General features: G+C 64.4%; 16 protein-coding genes. 9 read left to right on the top strand and 7 right to left on the bottom strand.

Translation table 11 applies throughout. The annotated features are described in order from the left end of the window. From ACOZKU_RS08605 to ACOZKU_RS08590, 4 genes are all read left to right on the top strand, one after another. Positions 1 to 1,192: sensor histidine kinase (locus tag ACOZKU_RS08605; protein ID WP_421578524.1), on the top strand; the 1,192-nt coding region annotated here is incomplete at its 5' end. Between the two features lies 1 nt (position 1,193). Beyond that, positions 1,194 to 1,583 (top strand): response regulator, encoded by a 390-nt coding sequence (locus ACOZKU_RS08600; protein WP_421578523.1) that lies wholly within the window; start codon positions 1,194 to 1,196, stop codon positions 1,581 to 1,583. Between the two features lie 54 nt (positions 1,584 to 1,637). After that, a complete protein-coding gene (locus ACOZKU_RS08595) occupies positions 1,638 to 2,015 on the top strand; it encodes an MbcA/ParS/Xre antitoxin family protein (RefSeq protein WP_421578522.1) in 378 nt (125 codons plus the stop codon). After that, complete coding sequence (locus ACOZKU_RS08590; protein ID WP_421578521.1) at positions 1,975 to 2,733, top strand: RES family NAD+ phosphorylase; 759 nt, start codon at positions 1,975 to 1,977, stop codon at positions 2,731 to 2,733. The genes ACOZKU_RS08595 and ACOZKU_RS08590 overlap by 41 nt, the downstream gene beginning before the upstream one ends. On the opposite strand, the gene ACOZKU_RS08585 is transcribed toward ACOZKU_RS08590, so the two are convergent. Then, on the bottom strand, positions 2,722 to 4,242 hold the full coding sequence (locus ACOZKU_RS08585; protein ID WP_421578520.1) for an ABC-F family ATP-binding cassette domain-containing protein: 1,521 nt from the start codon (positions 4,240 to 4,242) through the stop codon (positions 2,722 to 2,724). The genes ACOZKU_RS08590 and ACOZKU_RS08585 overlap by 12 nt on opposite strands. 291 nt (positions 4,243 to 4,533) lie before the next feature. Continuing rightward, complete coding sequence (locus ACOZKU_RS08580; RefSeq protein ID WP_421578519.1) at positions 4,534 to 5,427, bottom strand: LysR family transcriptional regulator; 894 nt, start codon at positions 5,425 to 5,427, stop codon at positions 4,534 to 4,536. A 134-nt stretch (positions 5,428 to 5,561) separates the two neighbouring features. On the opposite strand from ACOZKU_RS08580, the gene ACOZKU_RS08575 reads away from it, so the two are divergent. From ACOZKU_RS08575 to ACOZKU_RS08565, 3 genes are all read left to right on the top strand, one after another. After that, the gene (locus ACOZKU_RS08575) at positions 5,562 to 6,749 is read left to right on the top strand and encodes an MFS transporter (protein WP_421578518.1); all 1,188 of its coding nucleotides are present in this window, start codon (positions 5,562 to 5,564) and stop codon (positions 6,747 to 6,749) included. A gap of 28 nt (positions 6,750 to 6,777) precedes the next feature. Continuing rightward, entirely contained in the window at positions 6,778 to 7,611 is an 834-nt protein-coding gene (locus ACOZKU_RS08570) for an aldo/keto reductase (protein ID WP_421578517.1), read from the top strand. A 120-nt stretch (positions 7,612 to 7,731) separates the two neighbouring features. Next, positions 7,732 to 8,886, top strand: coding sequence for an MFS transporter (locus tag ACOZKU_RS08565; RefSeq protein WP_421578516.1), 1,155 nt, complete (start codon positions 7,732 to 7,734; stop codon positions 8,884 to 8,886). A gap of 176 nt (positions 8,887 to 9,062) precedes the next feature. Here the strand turns inward: ACOZKU_RS08565 and ACOZKU_RS08560 are convergent, their stop codons facing one another. Beyond that, the gene (locus ACOZKU_RS08560; protein WP_314087445.1) at positions 9,063 to 9,455 is read right to left on the bottom strand and encodes a hypothetical protein; all 393 of its coding nucleotides are present in this window, start codon (positions 9,453 to 9,455) and stop codon (positions 9,063 to 9,065) included. A 231-nt stretch (positions 9,456 to 9,686) separates the two neighbouring features. Here ACOZKU_RS08560 and ACOZKU_RS08555 point away from each other — a divergent pair, with 231 nt between their 5' ends. Further along, a complete protein-coding gene (locus tag ACOZKU_RS08555) occupies positions 9,687 to 11,246 on the top strand; it encodes a helicase HerA-like C-terminal domain-containing protein (protein WP_421578525.1) in 1,560 nt (519 codons plus the stop codon). 61 nt (positions 11,247 to 11,307) lie between these two features. On the opposite strand, the gene tam is transcribed toward ACOZKU_RS08555, so the two are convergent. The 3 genes from tam to ACOZKU_RS08540 form a co-directional block, all read right to left on the bottom strand. Then, the gene (gene tam / locus ACOZKU_RS08550) at positions 11,308 to 12,081 is read right to left on the bottom strand and encodes a trans-aconitate 2-methyltransferase (protein WP_421578515.1); all 774 of its coding nucleotides are present in this window, start codon (positions 12,079 to 12,081) and stop codon (positions 11,308 to 11,310) included. A gap of 1 nt (position 12,082) precedes the next feature. Beyond that, positions 12,083 to 12,733 carry a haloacid dehalogenase type II gene (locus ACOZKU_RS08545; protein WP_314087449.1) on the bottom strand — a complete coding sequence of 217 codons (651 nt, stop codon included), beginning with the start codon at positions 12,731 to 12,733 and terminating at the stop codon, positions 12,083 to 12,085. Between the two features lie 119 nt (positions 12,734 to 12,852). Beyond that, on the bottom strand, positions 12,853 to 13,260 hold the full coding sequence (locus ACOZKU_RS08540; protein WP_421578514.1) for a DUF2000 family protein: 408 nt from the start codon (positions 13,258 to 13,260) through the stop codon (positions 12,853 to 12,855). On the opposite strand from ACOZKU_RS08540, the gene ACOZKU_RS08535 reads away from it, so the two are divergent. Then, on the top strand, positions 13,259 to 14,152 hold the full coding sequence (locus ACOZKU_RS08535) for an AraC family transcriptional regulator (RefSeq protein ID WP_421578513.1): 894 nt from the start codon (positions 13,259 to 13,261) through the stop codon (positions 14,150 to 14,152). The genes ACOZKU_RS08540 and ACOZKU_RS08535 overlap by 2 nt on opposite strands. 99 nt (positions 14,153 to 14,251) lie before the next feature. Here the strand turns inward: ACOZKU_RS08535 and ACOZKU_RS08530 are convergent, their stop codons facing one another. Beyond that, positions 14,252 to 15,292: a zinc-dependent alcohol dehydrogenase family protein gene (locus ACOZKU_RS08530; protein ID WP_421578512.1), complete on the bottom strand. Its 1,041-nt coding sequence runs from the start codon at positions 15,290 to 15,292 to the stop codon at positions 14,252 to 14,254. Positions 15,293 to 15,516: the final 224 nt, after the last annotated feature.

Genomic DNA, 15,516 nt, shown 5'->3' with positions numbered 1-15,516 from the left:
CGGCATCAACGCGCGCAGTACGCTCTCTTCGCTCGTCCTGATTTCGGGCGCGCTCTATGGCGCACTCATCGTTCATCTCTATTTCTCCTCGCGTCAGGCCCGCGCCATGGCGGCGGATCTTGCCGAGAGCCGCGGCCGCCTTGCCGCCATTATCGACAACGCCGTGGACGGCATCATCACCATCGACCAGCACGGCATCATCCAGTCCGTCAACAACGCCTGCACGCGCATCTTCGGTTACGAACCGGAGGAGATGATCGGCCGCAACGTCAAGATGCTGATGCCGGAGCCCTATCACAGCGCCCATGACGGCTATCTCGGCAATTACCAGCGCACCAGCGAGGCCAAGATCATCGGCATCGGCCGCGAAGTGGAGGGGCGCCGCAAGGATGGTTCCGTCTTCCCGCTCGATCTTGCTGTGGCGAAGGTGGAACTGAACGGCGCCACCATCTACAGCGGCATCGTGCGCGACATCACCGAGCGCAAGGTGAGCGAGCAGGCGCTGATCGAGGCGAATGCCGAGCTTGAGGAATTCGCCTATCGCACTTCGCACGACCTGCGCTCGCCGATCGCCTCCTCGCTCGGGCTGCTCAACATTTCCCGCGACATGCTGGCGGACGGTGACGTGCCGGCGCTCGGCCAGATGCTCCAGCGCATGGAGGGCAATTTCCGCCGTCTCGACCACCTCATCCAGAACATCATCACGGTCACGCGCAACCGGTTGATGGAGGAGGACGAGAAGCCGATCGAGCTGCGCCCGCTCGTCGCCGAGGCGATCGAGGCGCTGTCGCATCTCGATGATTTCAAGCGAATCCGCATCGAAAATCATGTGCCCGCGGAATTGACAATCGTCAGTAAGCCGTCGAAATTCCAGGTCATCGTCGGCAACATGCTGTCCAACGCAGTCAAGTATCATGACCCGAAGGAGGCCGAGCCGGCGATCGATGTCCGCGCTTTCCGCTATGGCGGCCGGCTCCGGCTGTCGGTGGAGGACAACGGCCTGGGTGTTCCGCCCGCAAGCCGTCATTTGTTGTTCAAAATGTTCAAACGGCTGCACCCCAACCGATCCTTCGGCAGCGGGCTCGGCCTCTACATATTGAGAAAGAGCGCGGAAGCCCTGGGCGGCACGGCGCTCTATGAAGCAAGAGATAAGGGCAGCCGCTTTATGATCGAGCTGCCCGACGGGGACTGACATGAAGATCCATTCGATCCTGGTCGTCGACGACGACGAGAACGACCAGTTCATTTGTGAATACACGATCCGCAAGTTCGATCCGTCGATCCGCATCCTCAAGGCGTTCGACGGCACGGAGGCGCTCGATATCCTGCGCGAGGAACAAACACCCGACGCCATCATCCTCGATATCAACATGCCCGTGATGAACGGTTTCGAATTCCTCGACCGCTATGCCGAGGAGTTCGAACAGCACGCCCCGGTCGTTGCCATGCTGACCAGTTCGCATCTCGGCAAGGATCGTGAGCGGGCCATGCAATACAGCTTCGTGAAGAGCTATTTCGAAAAGCCGCTGCAGTCCGATCACCTGCGCATCATGGCCGAACTTCTCGGTCATAGAGAGTCGTAAGCTTGTCTTTGGAAAAATAGTTGCTATATTCTTTCCATGGAAAGGATTAAAGCCATGCAGCGCAAACCCATACAGCAGGTCAATGCGGAGGGCGTCGTACTCACCAAGGCGGCCGTCAATGCGGCGGACCGGCTGGGGCTGACGGCGCGTCTCCTCTCGGCGGTCATCGGCGTGTCGGAGGCGACGGTATCGCGGCTGAAGCGGCAGGATGTGCTGCTGGAGCGCGGCACGAAGCCGTTCGAGCTCGCCGTGCTGCTCGTGCGCCTGTTCCGCTCGCTCGATGCCATCGTTGGCGGCGACGAGAGCGTCGCGCGAAACTGGATGACGGCTGAAAACACCGCGCTCGGCGCCCGCCCGGTCGATCGTATCGTCTCCATATCCGGCCTTGTCGATGTCCTTGCCTATCTGGACGCCCGCCGCGCTCTCGTCTGAGGCGCGGCCCTTCGCGAGCAGCGTCTGGCGGTTCGTCGAGGCGCAGCACCGCGTCTCGACGCTGAAGCTCGTCGATACGCTCGACGAGCAGGCGCTGCTCGAAGACATTCTCGAAGAGAGCAAGCCGGTGCTGCCGCCCGAATGCGCCGGCCTCGACTATCTGCTCGCCACGCCCTTCCGTTACGGCGCGATCTATCCGCACGGCTCGCGCTTCCGCCGGGCGGGGCGCACGCTCGGCGTCTATTATGCGGCGCTGACGGTGGAGACGGCATTGGCTGAAATGGCCTTTTACCGTCTCCTGTTTTTCTCGGAATCGCCGGCCACGCCGCTGCCGGCCAATGCGGCCGATTACACCGCCTTTTCCGCCGCCGTCGCGACCAAACAGGCCATCGATCTCACGCTGCCGCCGCTTAACCGCGATGCGGCCTTATGGACGCACCCGACCGACTACGCCGCCTGCCAGTCATTGGCCGACGTTGCGCGGGACGGCGGGCTTGCCGCCATCCTCTACCGTTCGGTGCGCGATCCCGCCGCCGGCAACAACCTGGCGCTCCTCACGGCAAAAGCCTTTGCCGCGCCAAAGCCGGTCGAGCGCCAGACCTGGCGCATCCGGCTTTCCGCGCTCGGCGTACAGGCGCTCTGCGACCACCCGCCAAGGCGCATCGGCTTTGCCCGCGAGGATTTTTCCGCCGATCCGCGCATCGCCTCACGCGGATAAGGCGGCCTCCTCGAAGAAGTCCTCCGGCCCATCCACCTCGATCAGCCGCCGCTTCTCGATCAGCCAGAACCGGTTGGCCACCGCCCGCACGAAGGCGCGGTCGTGCGAAACGAAGAGACAGCTCGCCTGCTGGGCGGTCAGCTCCCGTTCCAAGGCTTCCTGCCCCTCGATATCGAGATGGTTGGTCGGCTCGTCAAGCAGGTAGAAGTTCGGATTGGTCAGCCTGAGCACCAGCATGCCGAGCCGCGCCTTCTGCCCGCCTGAAAGCAGCCCAACCGGCCGCCCCTGCATCTCCACGGAAAAGCCGGCAGCGGCAAGCAGGCTGCGCGCCCGCTGGTCGCCGACGTCGAAACGGTGGATGATCGTGCCATGCGGTGTCTCCGTATCGGAAAGGTCCGACAGCGCCTGGTCGCCGTAACCGAGCACCAGCGACGGCGTCGGCTTGATGCCCTCCCGTGCCGCGCCCTCGATTGCTTCGCGCAGCCGCAGCACGAACCGCGTCTTACCGGTGCCGTTCAACCCGAGCAGCACGATGCGGTCGCCCTGGCAGATGAATTTTTGGGCGGTGCGGAAGAGCAGCGTGCCATCCGGTGTCTCGACCGGGCAATCCTCCAGCGTCACCAGCACCTTGGCATGGGTGCCGCGGTTGGCGAGCCGGATCGCGCCGGCGGAATTCTCCTGATGGGCGGGGCGGGCTGCGTCCTCAATGCGCTCGGCGCGCGCCTTCAACTGCTTGGTCTTCACCACCAGGAGATCGCTTCCCGAATTGATGCCGATATTGTTGAGCTTCGCCGCCTGCTGCCGCAGCTGTGCGGCGGCTTTCATGTCCTTCTCGAAACGCCGCTCCTCGGCCGCATCCGCCTCGTCCAGCGCCGCGCGGGCGCGGGAATAGGGCAGCGCGAAAAGCTGCGAGCGCTCCGGTCTCAGGAAGAGCGTGCGGTTCGTCACCGCGTCGAGGAAGGCGCGGTCATGGCTGGAGAGGATGACCGGCATGTCGCGCGGCAACGTGCCGAGCCAGTTTTCCAGCCGGGCGATCTTCTCGAGGTCGAGATGGTTGGTCGGCTCGTCGAGCAGCAGCACATCGGGTTCTGCGACACGCACACGGGCAATCAGCGCGATACGCTGCCAGCCGCCGCTGAGCGCCGCAAGCGGTCGCTCGCGTAGCGCCTCGGGCACGTCGAGTTCTTCGAGCGTCACATCCGCCCGCCAGCTTTCGGTCTCCTGCTGTTCGGGTGACAGCGCGCCGAGCACCGCCTCGCGAAATGTCAGCTTTTCCAGGCCGGCAGCGAGGTTCTGCTCCATATGCCCGACGGTGAGGCCACGGGCGCGGGTGATCTCGCCGCTGGTGGGCTCGAAATCGCCGGTGATGCAGCGGAGCAGAGTGGATTTGCCGCGCCCGTTGGCGGCAACGAGGCCGATACGGTCGCCGCTGGCGATGGCCAGGTTGAGATTGGCGAAGAGGGGAGCGGAAAGCGTGACGCCGAGCGCACGGATATTGATGAGCGACATGAAAAATCTCTGGTCTTCAAGGCCCCGCGGCGCGGCATCAGCCGTCGATCACGCGAAAGGCACAAGGAAAGTGGATGCGGCAAAACCGCATCGCCGGACAGGCGGACCAGAAGAGAAGTGTGTTCGTTCCGATCAGCCCTGCAAACGCATCTGCAGGGCAAGATTGGGACCATGCGTGCGGTGTGGCAGAAATTCGTATTTCACGCGCAGCCCTCTCTTACGTGTTGCGAACGGGTAAGAAATACCATCGGCGGGCGGCGTTGGCAACCGGAGGGAAGGCGAGCCGGTGGCTCAGATCTTCTCCGCCAGAAAATCGATAAACGCCCTGATGCGGGCGGCCAGATGCTCGTGGCCGACATAGACCGCATGGACCTGTTCCGGCTGCTCCGGATTGTAGTCCGCAAGCACCTCGACCAAGATACCCGCCGCAATGTCGCCTTCGACATGGAACTTGCCGATGCGCGCGATGCCGAGGCCCTGAAGGCAGAGCAGCCGCGCGACGGAGCCGCTGGCGGCCATCAGGTTGCCGGCGGCCGGCGCGGGATAGACCGTGCTTTCGCCGGGATCGCGGAACGGCCATTCGCCCGGCGTGCGGCCGAAGGTGAAGGTGATGCAATTGTGCGCGGCGAGATCCGCGGGCGTGCGCGGCGTGCCACGCCGGGCGAGATAGCCGGGCGTGGCGACGGTGACGCGATGGCTGACGAGCAGCTTTCGCGCCTTGAGCGCGGAATCGGCCATCGGCGCGGTGCGAAAGGCGATGTCGGTGCGCTCCTCGACGAGATCGATCAAGCCATCGCTCAGCGACAGTTCCAGCTTCACATCCGGATAGAGCGAGAGAAACTCGCCGACGAGCGGGATGATATAGCACTCGCCGAAGCCGATCGTGGCGTTGATGCGCAAGAGGCCGCGCGGTTTCGCCTGCGCACCGCGCGCGACCAGCCGCTCCATCTCGTCGATTTCCGCCAGCACGCGCCGCGCCCGCGCCAGATAGGTCTCGCCTTCCGGTGTGAGCAGGAGCGAGCGGGTGGTGCGCACCAGCAGGCGCGTGCCGAGACGATCCTCGATACGGGTCACCAGCTTGCTCACCGCCGAGGGCGTCAGTTTCAACAGCCGGGCCGCGGCGGAAAAGCTGCCGGTTTCGGCGGCCGCGACGAAGACATCCATCTCACCGGTGCGATTGTCCATGACCCATCCTGTGAATTGGTTTCACAGTCCTTTATCCATTGCGCATTCTTATCATTCAAGTGGCCGTACCGCATATTCCCGCCATCACTCCCGCACGGCGTCCGATTGCGCCGCCAAACCTCCCAAGGTGCTCCATGCCACTTGCTCTCTTCGCACTCACCGTCGCAGCCTATGCGATCGGCACCACGGAATTCGTGATCGTCGGCCTCTTGCCGACCGTCGCCTCCGATCTTCACATCACCCTGCCGCTCGCCGGCCTCATCGTCTCCGTTTACGCGCTCGGCGTCACCTTTGGCGCGCCGGTCCTCACCGCCTTGACTGGAAAGCTTGGCCGCAAGCCGCTGCTGCTCGGCCTGATGGCGCTGTTCATCGCCGGCAATGCCATCGCGGCGCTCGCGCCGAGCTATGAGATGCTGCTCGTCGGCCGTGTGCTATCGGCCTTCGCGCATGGCGTCTTCTTCTCCGTCGGCGCCACCATCGCGGCCGATCTCGTGGCCCCCGACCGCCGCGCCTCGGCCATCGCCATGATGTTCATGGGGTTGACCGTCGCCATCGTAACCGGCGTGCCGCTCGGCACCTTCATCGGCCAGACGTTCGGCTGGCGCGCCACCTTCTGGGCCGTCGCCGGCCTCGGCCTCGTCGCCTTCGCCGCCATCGCCCTTTTGCTGCCGAGCGACCTCAAGCGCGAAAAGCCGGCCGGCCTGATGGACCAGGTGCGCGTGCTCGGTTCCGGCCGCCTGCTCATCGTCTTCGCCATGACGGCGCTCGGCTATGGCGGCACCTTCGTGACTTTCACCTTCCTCTCGCCGCTCCTGCAGGAGATCACCGGCTTTTCCGCCAACACGGTCAGCCTCGTTCTCGTGCTCTATGGCGCGGCCATCGCGCTCGGCAACATCTTCGGCGGCAAGGTGGCGGACAAGGATCCCGTGAAGGCGCTGGTCGTGCTCTTCGCCCTGCAGGCGCTGGTGCTCGTCGTGCTCACCTTCACCGCCCCGTCGCCGGTCTTCGCCCTTGTGACGCTCGTCGCCCTCGGCTTCCTGTCCTTCGCCAATGTGCCGGGCCTCCAGCTTTACGTCGTTGACATGGCCAAGCGCCATCGCCCCGCCGGCATCGACGTCGCCTCGGCCCTCAACATCGCCGCCTTCAATCTCGGCATCGCGGCCGGGGCCTGGATCGGCGGGCTGGTCGTCGCCTCGCCGCTCGGCCTGGGCGCCACGCCCTGGGTCGGTGCCATCCTCGTCGCCGGCGCCCTTGGCCTGACGCTCGTCAGCGGCGCGCTCGATCGCCGCGAGCGCAGCCAGCCTGTCTGCCAGCCGGCCTGAACCCGTTCAAATACATCAGGAAAATTTCATGAAAACCGTCAACGCCAATGGCGCCGCCATCCCCCAGCTCGGCTTCGGCACTTTCCGCATGCCGGAAGCCAATGTCCTCTCCATCCTGCCGAAGGCGCTCCAGAGCGGCTTCACCCATGTCGATACCGCCCAGATCTACGAGAACGAGGCGGCCGTCGGCGACGCGATCCGAAAGTCCGGCGTAGCGCGGGACAACATTTTCCTGACCACCAAGGTCTGGGTAGCAAACTATGCGAAGAATGCCTTCGCTGCCTCCGTTGCGGAAAGCCTGCGCAAGCTGAAGACCGACCATGTCGATCTCCTCCTGTTGCACTGGCCGAACGGCGCGGTGCCGCTCGAAGTGCAGATCGCCGAACTCAATGCCGTGCGCGAAAAGGGTCTTGCCAGGCATATCGGCGTCAGCAACTTCAACACCGCGTTGATGGCCGAGGCCGTGCGCCTGAGCGCCGCGCCGCTCGCCACCAACCAGGTCGAGTACCACCCCTTCCTCGACCAAACCGCGGTGCGGAACGCCGCCAGGAGCCACGGCATGGCGCTGACCGCCTATTTCGCCATGGCCGACGGCAAGGTGCCGGCCGATCCTGTGCTCAGGGAGATCGCCGCCACGCACGGCAAGTCCGCCGCGCAGGTCGCGTTGCGCTGGCTGATCCAGCAGCCCGACGTCGTGGCGCTGACCAAGACGGTGACGGAGGCGCGGCTTGCCGAAAACCTTGCGATCTTCGACTTCGCCCTGACACCGGACGAGATGGCGCGTATCCATGCGCTCGCCCGTTCCGACGGCCGCATCGTCAGCCCGGATGGCCTGGCGCCGGTGTGGGATGGCGCGGCCTGATAAATTTCGGCGGGGCCGCCGTGCTCCGCCGGATTACGCCCTGGGAAGAGGCCGCCTTCCCAAAAGACCGCCGGACCTGTATGGGTGACGCGCCGCCGTGTTTGCGGCAGGGAGCCCTTCATGCAGTCCTCGTCTTCAACGGTCCTTTCACCGGACTGGCCGGCTATTATCGCCGTCGTGCTTGGCGCGACGGCGTTTTCCGTGGCGCAGGGGCTCACCTATCCGCTCGTCTCGCTGACGCTGGAAGCGCGCGGCTATTCCTCGTCGATGATCGGCGTCAACGCCATCGCCTATGCCGCCGGCATGGGCGCCTCGACGCTGCTCGTCGGCAGTCTCACCGCGCGCTGGCGGCCGGACCGGCTGATCATCTTCAGCCTTGTCATCTGCTCGCTGTGCCTTGCTACCTTCGCGGCCACGTCGTCGTTTGTCGTCTGGGGCCTTGCCCGCTTCCTGCTCGGCTTCTTCGCCAGCATGATCTTCATGCTCGGCGAGGCCTGGCTGAACGCCGCCTGTCCGGACCGCCTGCGCGGCCGCGTCTCGGGCCTCTACGGCATGGGCATCTGCGGCGGCTTTGCCGCCGGGCCGCTCGCCATTCCGCTGTTCGGCAGCGCCGGCGGGCTCGGCTTTGCGCTGACGGCCGTCTATCTCGCCATCGTCGCCTTTGCGACCGCCATGCTGATGTTTTCGACCAAGACGGCGCCCGAGCCGTCGTCCACGGGCGATGTCTTCCGTTTCTTCAAGGCGGCGCCCATTCTCGTCGGCATGGTCTATGTCTTCGGCTTTGCCGATATCGCGGCGATTTCCGCCATGCCGGTCTATTTCGTGAAGACGGGCTATAGCGAGGCTTTCGCTGCCGTGACGGTGACGGTGATGGCGCTGCCAACAGCCCTTGCCCAGCCCTTCATCGGCATGCTGCTCGACAAGCTGCCGCGCGAACGCGTGGCGCTCGCCACGGTCATCGTCGCTGCCGCGAGCTACCTCGTCCTGCCGCTGGTGACCTCGGAAATCGGGATCCTGGCGCTTCTGGCCGTGATGGGTACGGCGATCTTTTCGCTCTATACCTGTGCGCTCACCATGCTCGGCGAACGCTACAGCGGCTCCATGCTGGTGGCCGGTTCGGCCGCCTTCGCGCTCGTCTACGCGGCGGGCAGCGCCACCGGTTCAGGCCTGACCGGCGCGATCATGGAAGCCGGCGGCCCACAGGCCGGCCCGCTCTCCGTCGGCCTCGGCCTCACCGCCTTCACCGCCGTACTGGTGTTTGCGCGCCGGCGATAGGCGAGAAGAAGATCAACGATTTGCCCATCACCGCAAACCTCTCCCCGTAAGCGGGGAGAGGGACGTGCCCTACGGATGGGCGTTGTTTGAGGAAAGCGGTGCGGCATGTTTCCTTCTCCCCGCTTGCGGGGAGAAGGTGGCCGGCAGGCCGGATGAGGGGCCTTCGCCCCGCCGCGTTACGCGAACTGGCTGAGGCCCGGCACGGAGGCGACGACTTCATCGACCACGTCGTTGCCGGCATGTTCGCGGGCGACCGCGATGGTTTCCTTGGCGAGGCCGGAGATCTCGCCCATGCCGAGGCCCTGGCTCATCAGCTGCTGGCCGAGACCCATGATGCCGCCGCCGCCGATCGCGCTCATCAGGCCGCCGAGCAGGCCGCCGCCGCCGGTGCCTTCACCATTGTACTGGGCGACCAGTTCGGAGGCGCCGGGAATGGCTTCGATCATCCTGGCGACCGGGCCGTCGGCCGCTTCGCGCTGCAGGAAGCCGAGCATCATGCCGATCGCCTTTTCGGCGACGGCCGGTTCGATGCCGACGGCATCGGCAACGCGAGTGACGAGATCGTTCATGGAAAATCCTCCGAAGGAATTGACGTTAACGTCAAGGTAAATGAACTCTCCGGCAAATTCAAGCCGGCTTGGCATTTCGGGGCAGGGGCACGAAGGCCTTGAAATCGTGTTGTTCCCGTGCCGGACTATCCTTATAACTTGCCTGAGACGATTCAATGAAACCGTTTTGACGCGGCAGTCCGCTTCTGACGGGAAACCGGCAGTCAGGGAGTTTTCAGCGTGACGGATTCCATTCTTCAGGACGGCAAGCTTTATATCGGCACCAGCCGCAAGCCTGACGACACCAACAACAAGCCGGAATATCTGGACCTGAAATTCGGCAACCGCCACGGCCTCGTGACCGGCGCGACCGGCACCGGCAAGACGGTGACGCTGCAAATCCTCGCCGAGGGCTTTTCCAATGCCGGCGTGCCTGTCTTCTGCGCCGACGTGAAGGGCGACCTTTCGGGCATCGGCGCCATGGGCGAGCCGAAGGACTTTCTCCAGAAGCGCGCCGACCAGATCGGGCTCACGCCTTACGAGTTCCAGGAGTTCCCGGTCATCTTCTGGGATCTCTACGGCGAGAAGGGCCACCGCGTCCGCACCACCATGTCCGAGATGGGGCCGCTGCTGCTCTCGCGCCTGATGAACGCGACGGATGCGCAGGAAGGCGTCATCAACATCGCCTTTAAGATTGCCGACCAGGGCGGCCTGCCGCTGCTCGACCTCAAGGATTTCCAGGCGCTGCTCAACTATATGGGCGAGAACGCCACGGCGCTGTCCAACCAGTTTGGCTTCATCTCCAAGGCCTCGGTCGGCTCGATCCAGCGCGAATTGCTGATCCTCGAGCAGCAGGGCGCCGAGCAGTTCTTCGGCGAGCCGGCGCTGAAAATCTCCGACATCATGCGCACCACCAATGACGGCCGTGGCGCGATCTCGGTGCTGGCCGCCGACAAGCTGATGATGAACCCGCGCCTTTACGGCACCTTCCTGCTCTGGATGCTCTCCGAGCTGTTCGAGGTGCTGCCGGAAGTCGGCGATCCGGAAAAGCCGAAGCTTGTCTTCTTCTTCGACGAGGCCCACCTTCTCTTCAACGATGCGCCGAAAGTGCTGCTGGAGCGTATCGAGCAGGTCGTGCGCCTCATCCGCTCCAAGGGCGTGGGCGTCTATTTCGTGACGCAAAACCCGCTCGACGTGCCGGAAACGGTGCTCGCGCAGCTCGGCAACCGCGTGCAGCATGCGCTGCGCGCCTATACGCCGCGCGAGCAGAAGGCGGTGAAGACGGCAGCCGATACGTTCCGTCCGAACCCGGATTTCGACTGCGCCACCGTCATCACCAATCTCGGCACCGGCGAGGCGCTGGTCTCGACGCTGGAAGGCAAGGGCGCGCCCTCGATGGTGGAGCGCACGCTGATCCGCCCGCCGGCCTCGCGGCTCGGGCCGATCACCGAGGCCGAGCGCAAGCAGATCATGGGCGTCAGCCCCGTCGCCGGCCTCTATGACGAGGACTTCGACCGCGAATCCGCCTACGAAATCCTCATGGCGCGCGCCAAGAAGGCTGCGGATTCGGTCGCGGCGCAGGAACAGGCCGACCAGCCCCCCGAGCAACCCTCCGGCGGCAGCCGCTGGACCTTGCCCGGCTTCGGCGACGACGAGCAGGCGGCACCCTCTGCTCCCAAGCAGGCGAAACCCCGCGCCGGCTATCAGCGCGAGACGGTGGCCGAAGCGGCGATGAAGTCGGTGGCGCGCACCGTGGCGTCCTCGCTCGGGCGCGCGCTGGTGCGCGGAATTTTGGGAAGCCTGCGGCGCTAAACAGCGCAGGTTCTGAATAGAAAAAGCGAGGCGAGGGGACACCATTCTCTCGCCTTTTTCGTTAGCCCTTCACGGCAACGATGAACAACCGTGGGAAGCGCAACAGCCGCCGGCCATCGGCCATTGGCGCATAGGCCTTGGCAATGCGGCTCTCGTAATCGGCGAGGAAACCGTCGCGCTGTTCGGCCGGAACGCGGTCGAGATAGGGCCGCAGCCCCGTGCCCTTCACCCATTCGACGATCGCTGCGGCATCCGCCATCGGGTGATTATAGGCGGTGTGCCAGACATCGACGCGCGCCGCCTTCGGCCCGAGCGCATCGATATAGGCGGCGGGCGCGGGCAGCGGCTTGCGGCGCGGCGTGCCGGCCTCGAAGGCGCTCTGCCAGGGACCGGCGAGCGCGCTTTCCTCCATCAGCAGGTGCGAGGGTTCGGAAAGATTGTCCGGCATCTGCACGGCAAGCACGCCGCCGGAGCGAAGCCCGTCCATCAGGCTGGCGATGAGCGTCATGTGATCCGGCAGCCACTGGAAGACGGCATTGGCATAGAGCAGTGCTGCGGGCTCCGGCGGGCGCCATTTCGCCAGGTCGCATTCGACGAAATCGACGCCCGGCAGGCGTTCCCGGGCGGCCTTCAGCATGTCGGATGCATTATCGACACCCTTGACGCCGCGGCCGGGGAAACGATCGACCAGCAGTTCCGTCGAATTGCCCGGCCCGCAGCCGAGATCATAGACCGTGCCGGCGACGATATCGGGCGGCACCTGGGCGAGCAGGTCGCGCGCCGGGCGCGTGCGTTCATCCTCGAATTTCAGGTACTGGGCGGCGGACCAGGCCATGTCAGAGGCTTTCGAGCGAGGGCAGGATCAGCGAGGGGCCGAGATCGAAATACTCGTCCGGCATGTTGGCGCGGTTGATCCAGACGGTGCGGAAACCGAATTTCGCAGCACCCGCGATGTCCCAGCGGTTGGAGGACTGGAAGGAGACGACATTGGGATAGAGCCGGTAATGCGTCGTCACGAGATCATAGACGCTCGGCGCCGTCTTGTAGGTCTTGAGAACGTCGACGGAGAAGATGTCGTCGATGACGGTGTCGAGCGCGGCATTCTTCACCGCTGAGGCGAGCATGGAAGGCGAACCGTTCGACAGGATGGCGATATGCGCTCCGCGGCTCTTCAGCGCCTTGAGGACGGCCGGCACCTCCGGATAACAATCGAGCTTCCAATAGGCATCGAGCAGCTTCTGCCTGAGCGCCGGATCGACCCCGCCGACGCGCTGGAACGTATAGTCGAGCGCCTGTTCGGTCAGCTGCCAGAAATCGGCGTAAGCGCCCATCAAGGCCCGCGTCCAGGAATATTCCAGCTGCTTGGCGCGCCACATCTCCGAAAAGGCCTGATAGTTAGGCCCCACATCCCCGGCATGCCGCCGCACCGCCGCATGCACATCGAACAGCGTGCCATAGGCATCGAACACATAGGCGGCATGGGACATGGGATGCGATTCCTCCAGCATTTACCGGCGATTGGCCGTTATCGGCGGGGGAATGTCAATTGTGGAGTTGGCGGTTCTCGGAACGTTCGGCCTCAAGCGGCCATGCCCAGGCGATAGCATCAGGGATGCATCTTCGCCCCCTTGGTAATCTTGTCGACGATCTTCTTGTCGGCCCGCAGGGCGATACCGACGAGCCTGGCATTGTCAGGTTGAAATTCGGAGAAGACCTGTCTGTTGGCGACATCATGGCCGGTCGCGAACATTTCCTCGATATAAGCCGAGGTCGTGACCTCTCGTTCCAGCGAACGCCTGTGGATGGCTCTCAGCGTTTCCTGATCCGCCGCAAGCACCACGACCGGCTGGATGGACATGGGATTGTAGACATTGCCTGCCGCATCCCGATATGCTTCGCCAATGATCGTCGGTGACTGGGCGACGACGCCGCTGGTGAGAAAGGCGGTTACGTTGAGCTTCTGCCAGGTGGCGAGGTCGTCGCGGACAACGATCGCAATCTTGGTGTCGAACATGTCTATAAACTCCGTGCAGGGTATCGAGGAACCAGAGCACCTAGCGCTGGCAGGCCCGGACGGTCTTGAACGTTCGTGCAAGGATGGCTTCCGCGGCGGATTGCGCATTGCTGCCGCCAGCCATGGAATGGAGCGCATCGAGGCACGGTTTCGCGGCAACGGGTTTTCACCGCACCGACATGACACCTATGCCCTGGGTCTGACCCTGCATGGCGTCCAGACGTTTCGCTATCGCGGTTCCGAGCGCTTCAGCCATCCCGGAAATGTCATCGTGCTGCACCCCGATGAGGTTCACGACGGTGCCGCCGGGACCGAAGACGGGCTGATCTACCGCATGGTCTATCTGCCGCCGGAGCTGATCGGTGCTACCGATGGACATAAGAGTTCCCTGCCGTTTGTTCCCGATCCGGTCGTGGCCGACGCGGAACTCGGCCGCGCGCTGGCAGGCATTCTCTCGGATCTCGATCATGAGCCGGACGATCTGGCCTTGGATGAGGCGATCGGAGGGGTCGCGAGCGGCCTTTTCCGCCAGGCCGGAGCCCCTCGCAAGGCCATCACGAAAGTTGCCCGATCCGCCGTCCTCACAGCGCGTGACTTTCTGGTAGAGCATAGCGACGAGGTAGTGCGTTCGGAGGCGCTCGAAGCGCTCACCGGGATCAATCGCTACGAGCTGGCGCGGCATTTCCGCCTGTTGCTCGGCACCAGTCCACACCGCTTCCTCGTCATGCGTCGTCTCGACCGGGCCAAGCGCTTGCTTGCGACGGGAGACGGCCTAGCAGGTGCCGCCCTCGAATCCGGTTTCGCCGACCAAGCCCATTTCACCCGCCATTTCCGCAACGCGTTCGGCATGACGCCGGGGAAATGGCTGGCGATGCACGATCGCCAGCCATAACGAAAGCTGCTTGGGCCAAGCCGCAAAACCCGCCATTCGGTGACAATAGGAGCGCTCTGCCAAGTTTTCCGGCAAAGGGCATCCCAAGGCATCAAGTCGTCAGAACCGCGTAATCACGCTGATCCCCAAATCCGTCGCCTTGTCCATCGCCATCAGCGCCGGCACGGCCTCTTCCAGGCTGATATGGCGGCCGATCAGTTTTTGCGGCGTGAGCTTGCCGCGTTCGATCATTGCCAGCATCGCGTCGTAGCGCCAGGCCTGCATGCCGTGGCTGCCGTAGATTTCCAGTTCGTGGCCGATGACCTGCGCCATCGGGATCTGCGGCGCCGCATGGTCGGCGAGCATCAGGCCGACCTGTACGTGCCGGCCGCGGCGGCGCAGGTTCTTGATGGAGTTGAAGCAGGTGACGGGCGAACCCAGGGCATCGACCGAGGCATGCGCGCCGCCGCCGGTGAGGTCCCGCACGGCCTCGGCGACGTCGGCGACCTCGCGGGCATTGATGGTGGCGACCGCGCCCATCTTGCGGGCGAAATCCAGCTTTTCGGCGGAAATGTCGATGGCGATGGGGTTGGCGCCGAGGGCCGCCGCGATCATGATGGCGGAGAGGCCCACACCGCCGCAGCCATGCACCGCCACCCATTCGCCGCCCGTCACGCGCGCCTGATCGACGACGGCGCGAAACGAGGTGGCGAAGCGGCAGCCGAGGCTGGCAGCGGTGGCGTAATCCACGGTTTCCGGCAGGTGCACGAGATTGTGGTCGGCGTAATCGATCGCGACATATTCGGCAAACGAGCCCCAATGGGTGAAGCCCGGCTGGAACTGCTCCTCGCAGACCTGCTGGTTGCCCGAGCGGCATTCGCCGCAATGGCCGCAGCCGGAAACGAAGGGCACCGTCACGCGCTGGCCCTCGCGGAACCGGCGCACGCCCGAGCCTACAGCTACCACCTTGCCGGCCAGCTCATGACCGGGCACATGCGGCAGCTTGATATCGGCATCATGGCCCATCCAGCCATGCCAGTCGCTGCGGCAAAGCCCCGTCGCCTCCACCTGGATCACCACGCCGCCTTCGGCCGGCGTCGGGTCGGGCAGGGTGCGGATTTCCGGGGTGGTCTCGAAGGCCTCGTAATACATCGCGCGCATGGCTGTTCTCCCTTTGCTTCCTGTATTGCATGCAGCCCGAAGGGCCTCAATCGCAGCATCCATGATAAGACCTGATACACCCATTCAACATCTTGAATGGACAAGCGGCGTGCACAGGCAGAAGGCAATTGCAGCTTGACCGGCTCTGCCGGCCGGGCGTTTGATGGGCGAAAAGGAGTAGAAAAATGCCAGTCGATACATCACCACGCTCGACGACCTGGACC

The organism is Shinella sp. M31, from assembly GCF_049199205.1.
Lineage (GTDB): Bacteria > Pseudomonadota > Alphaproteobacteria > Rhizobiales > Rhizobiaceae > Shinella.
Note: the sequence above shows the minus strand (reverse complement) of the source record. Positions and strands in the feature narration are given on the sequence as shown.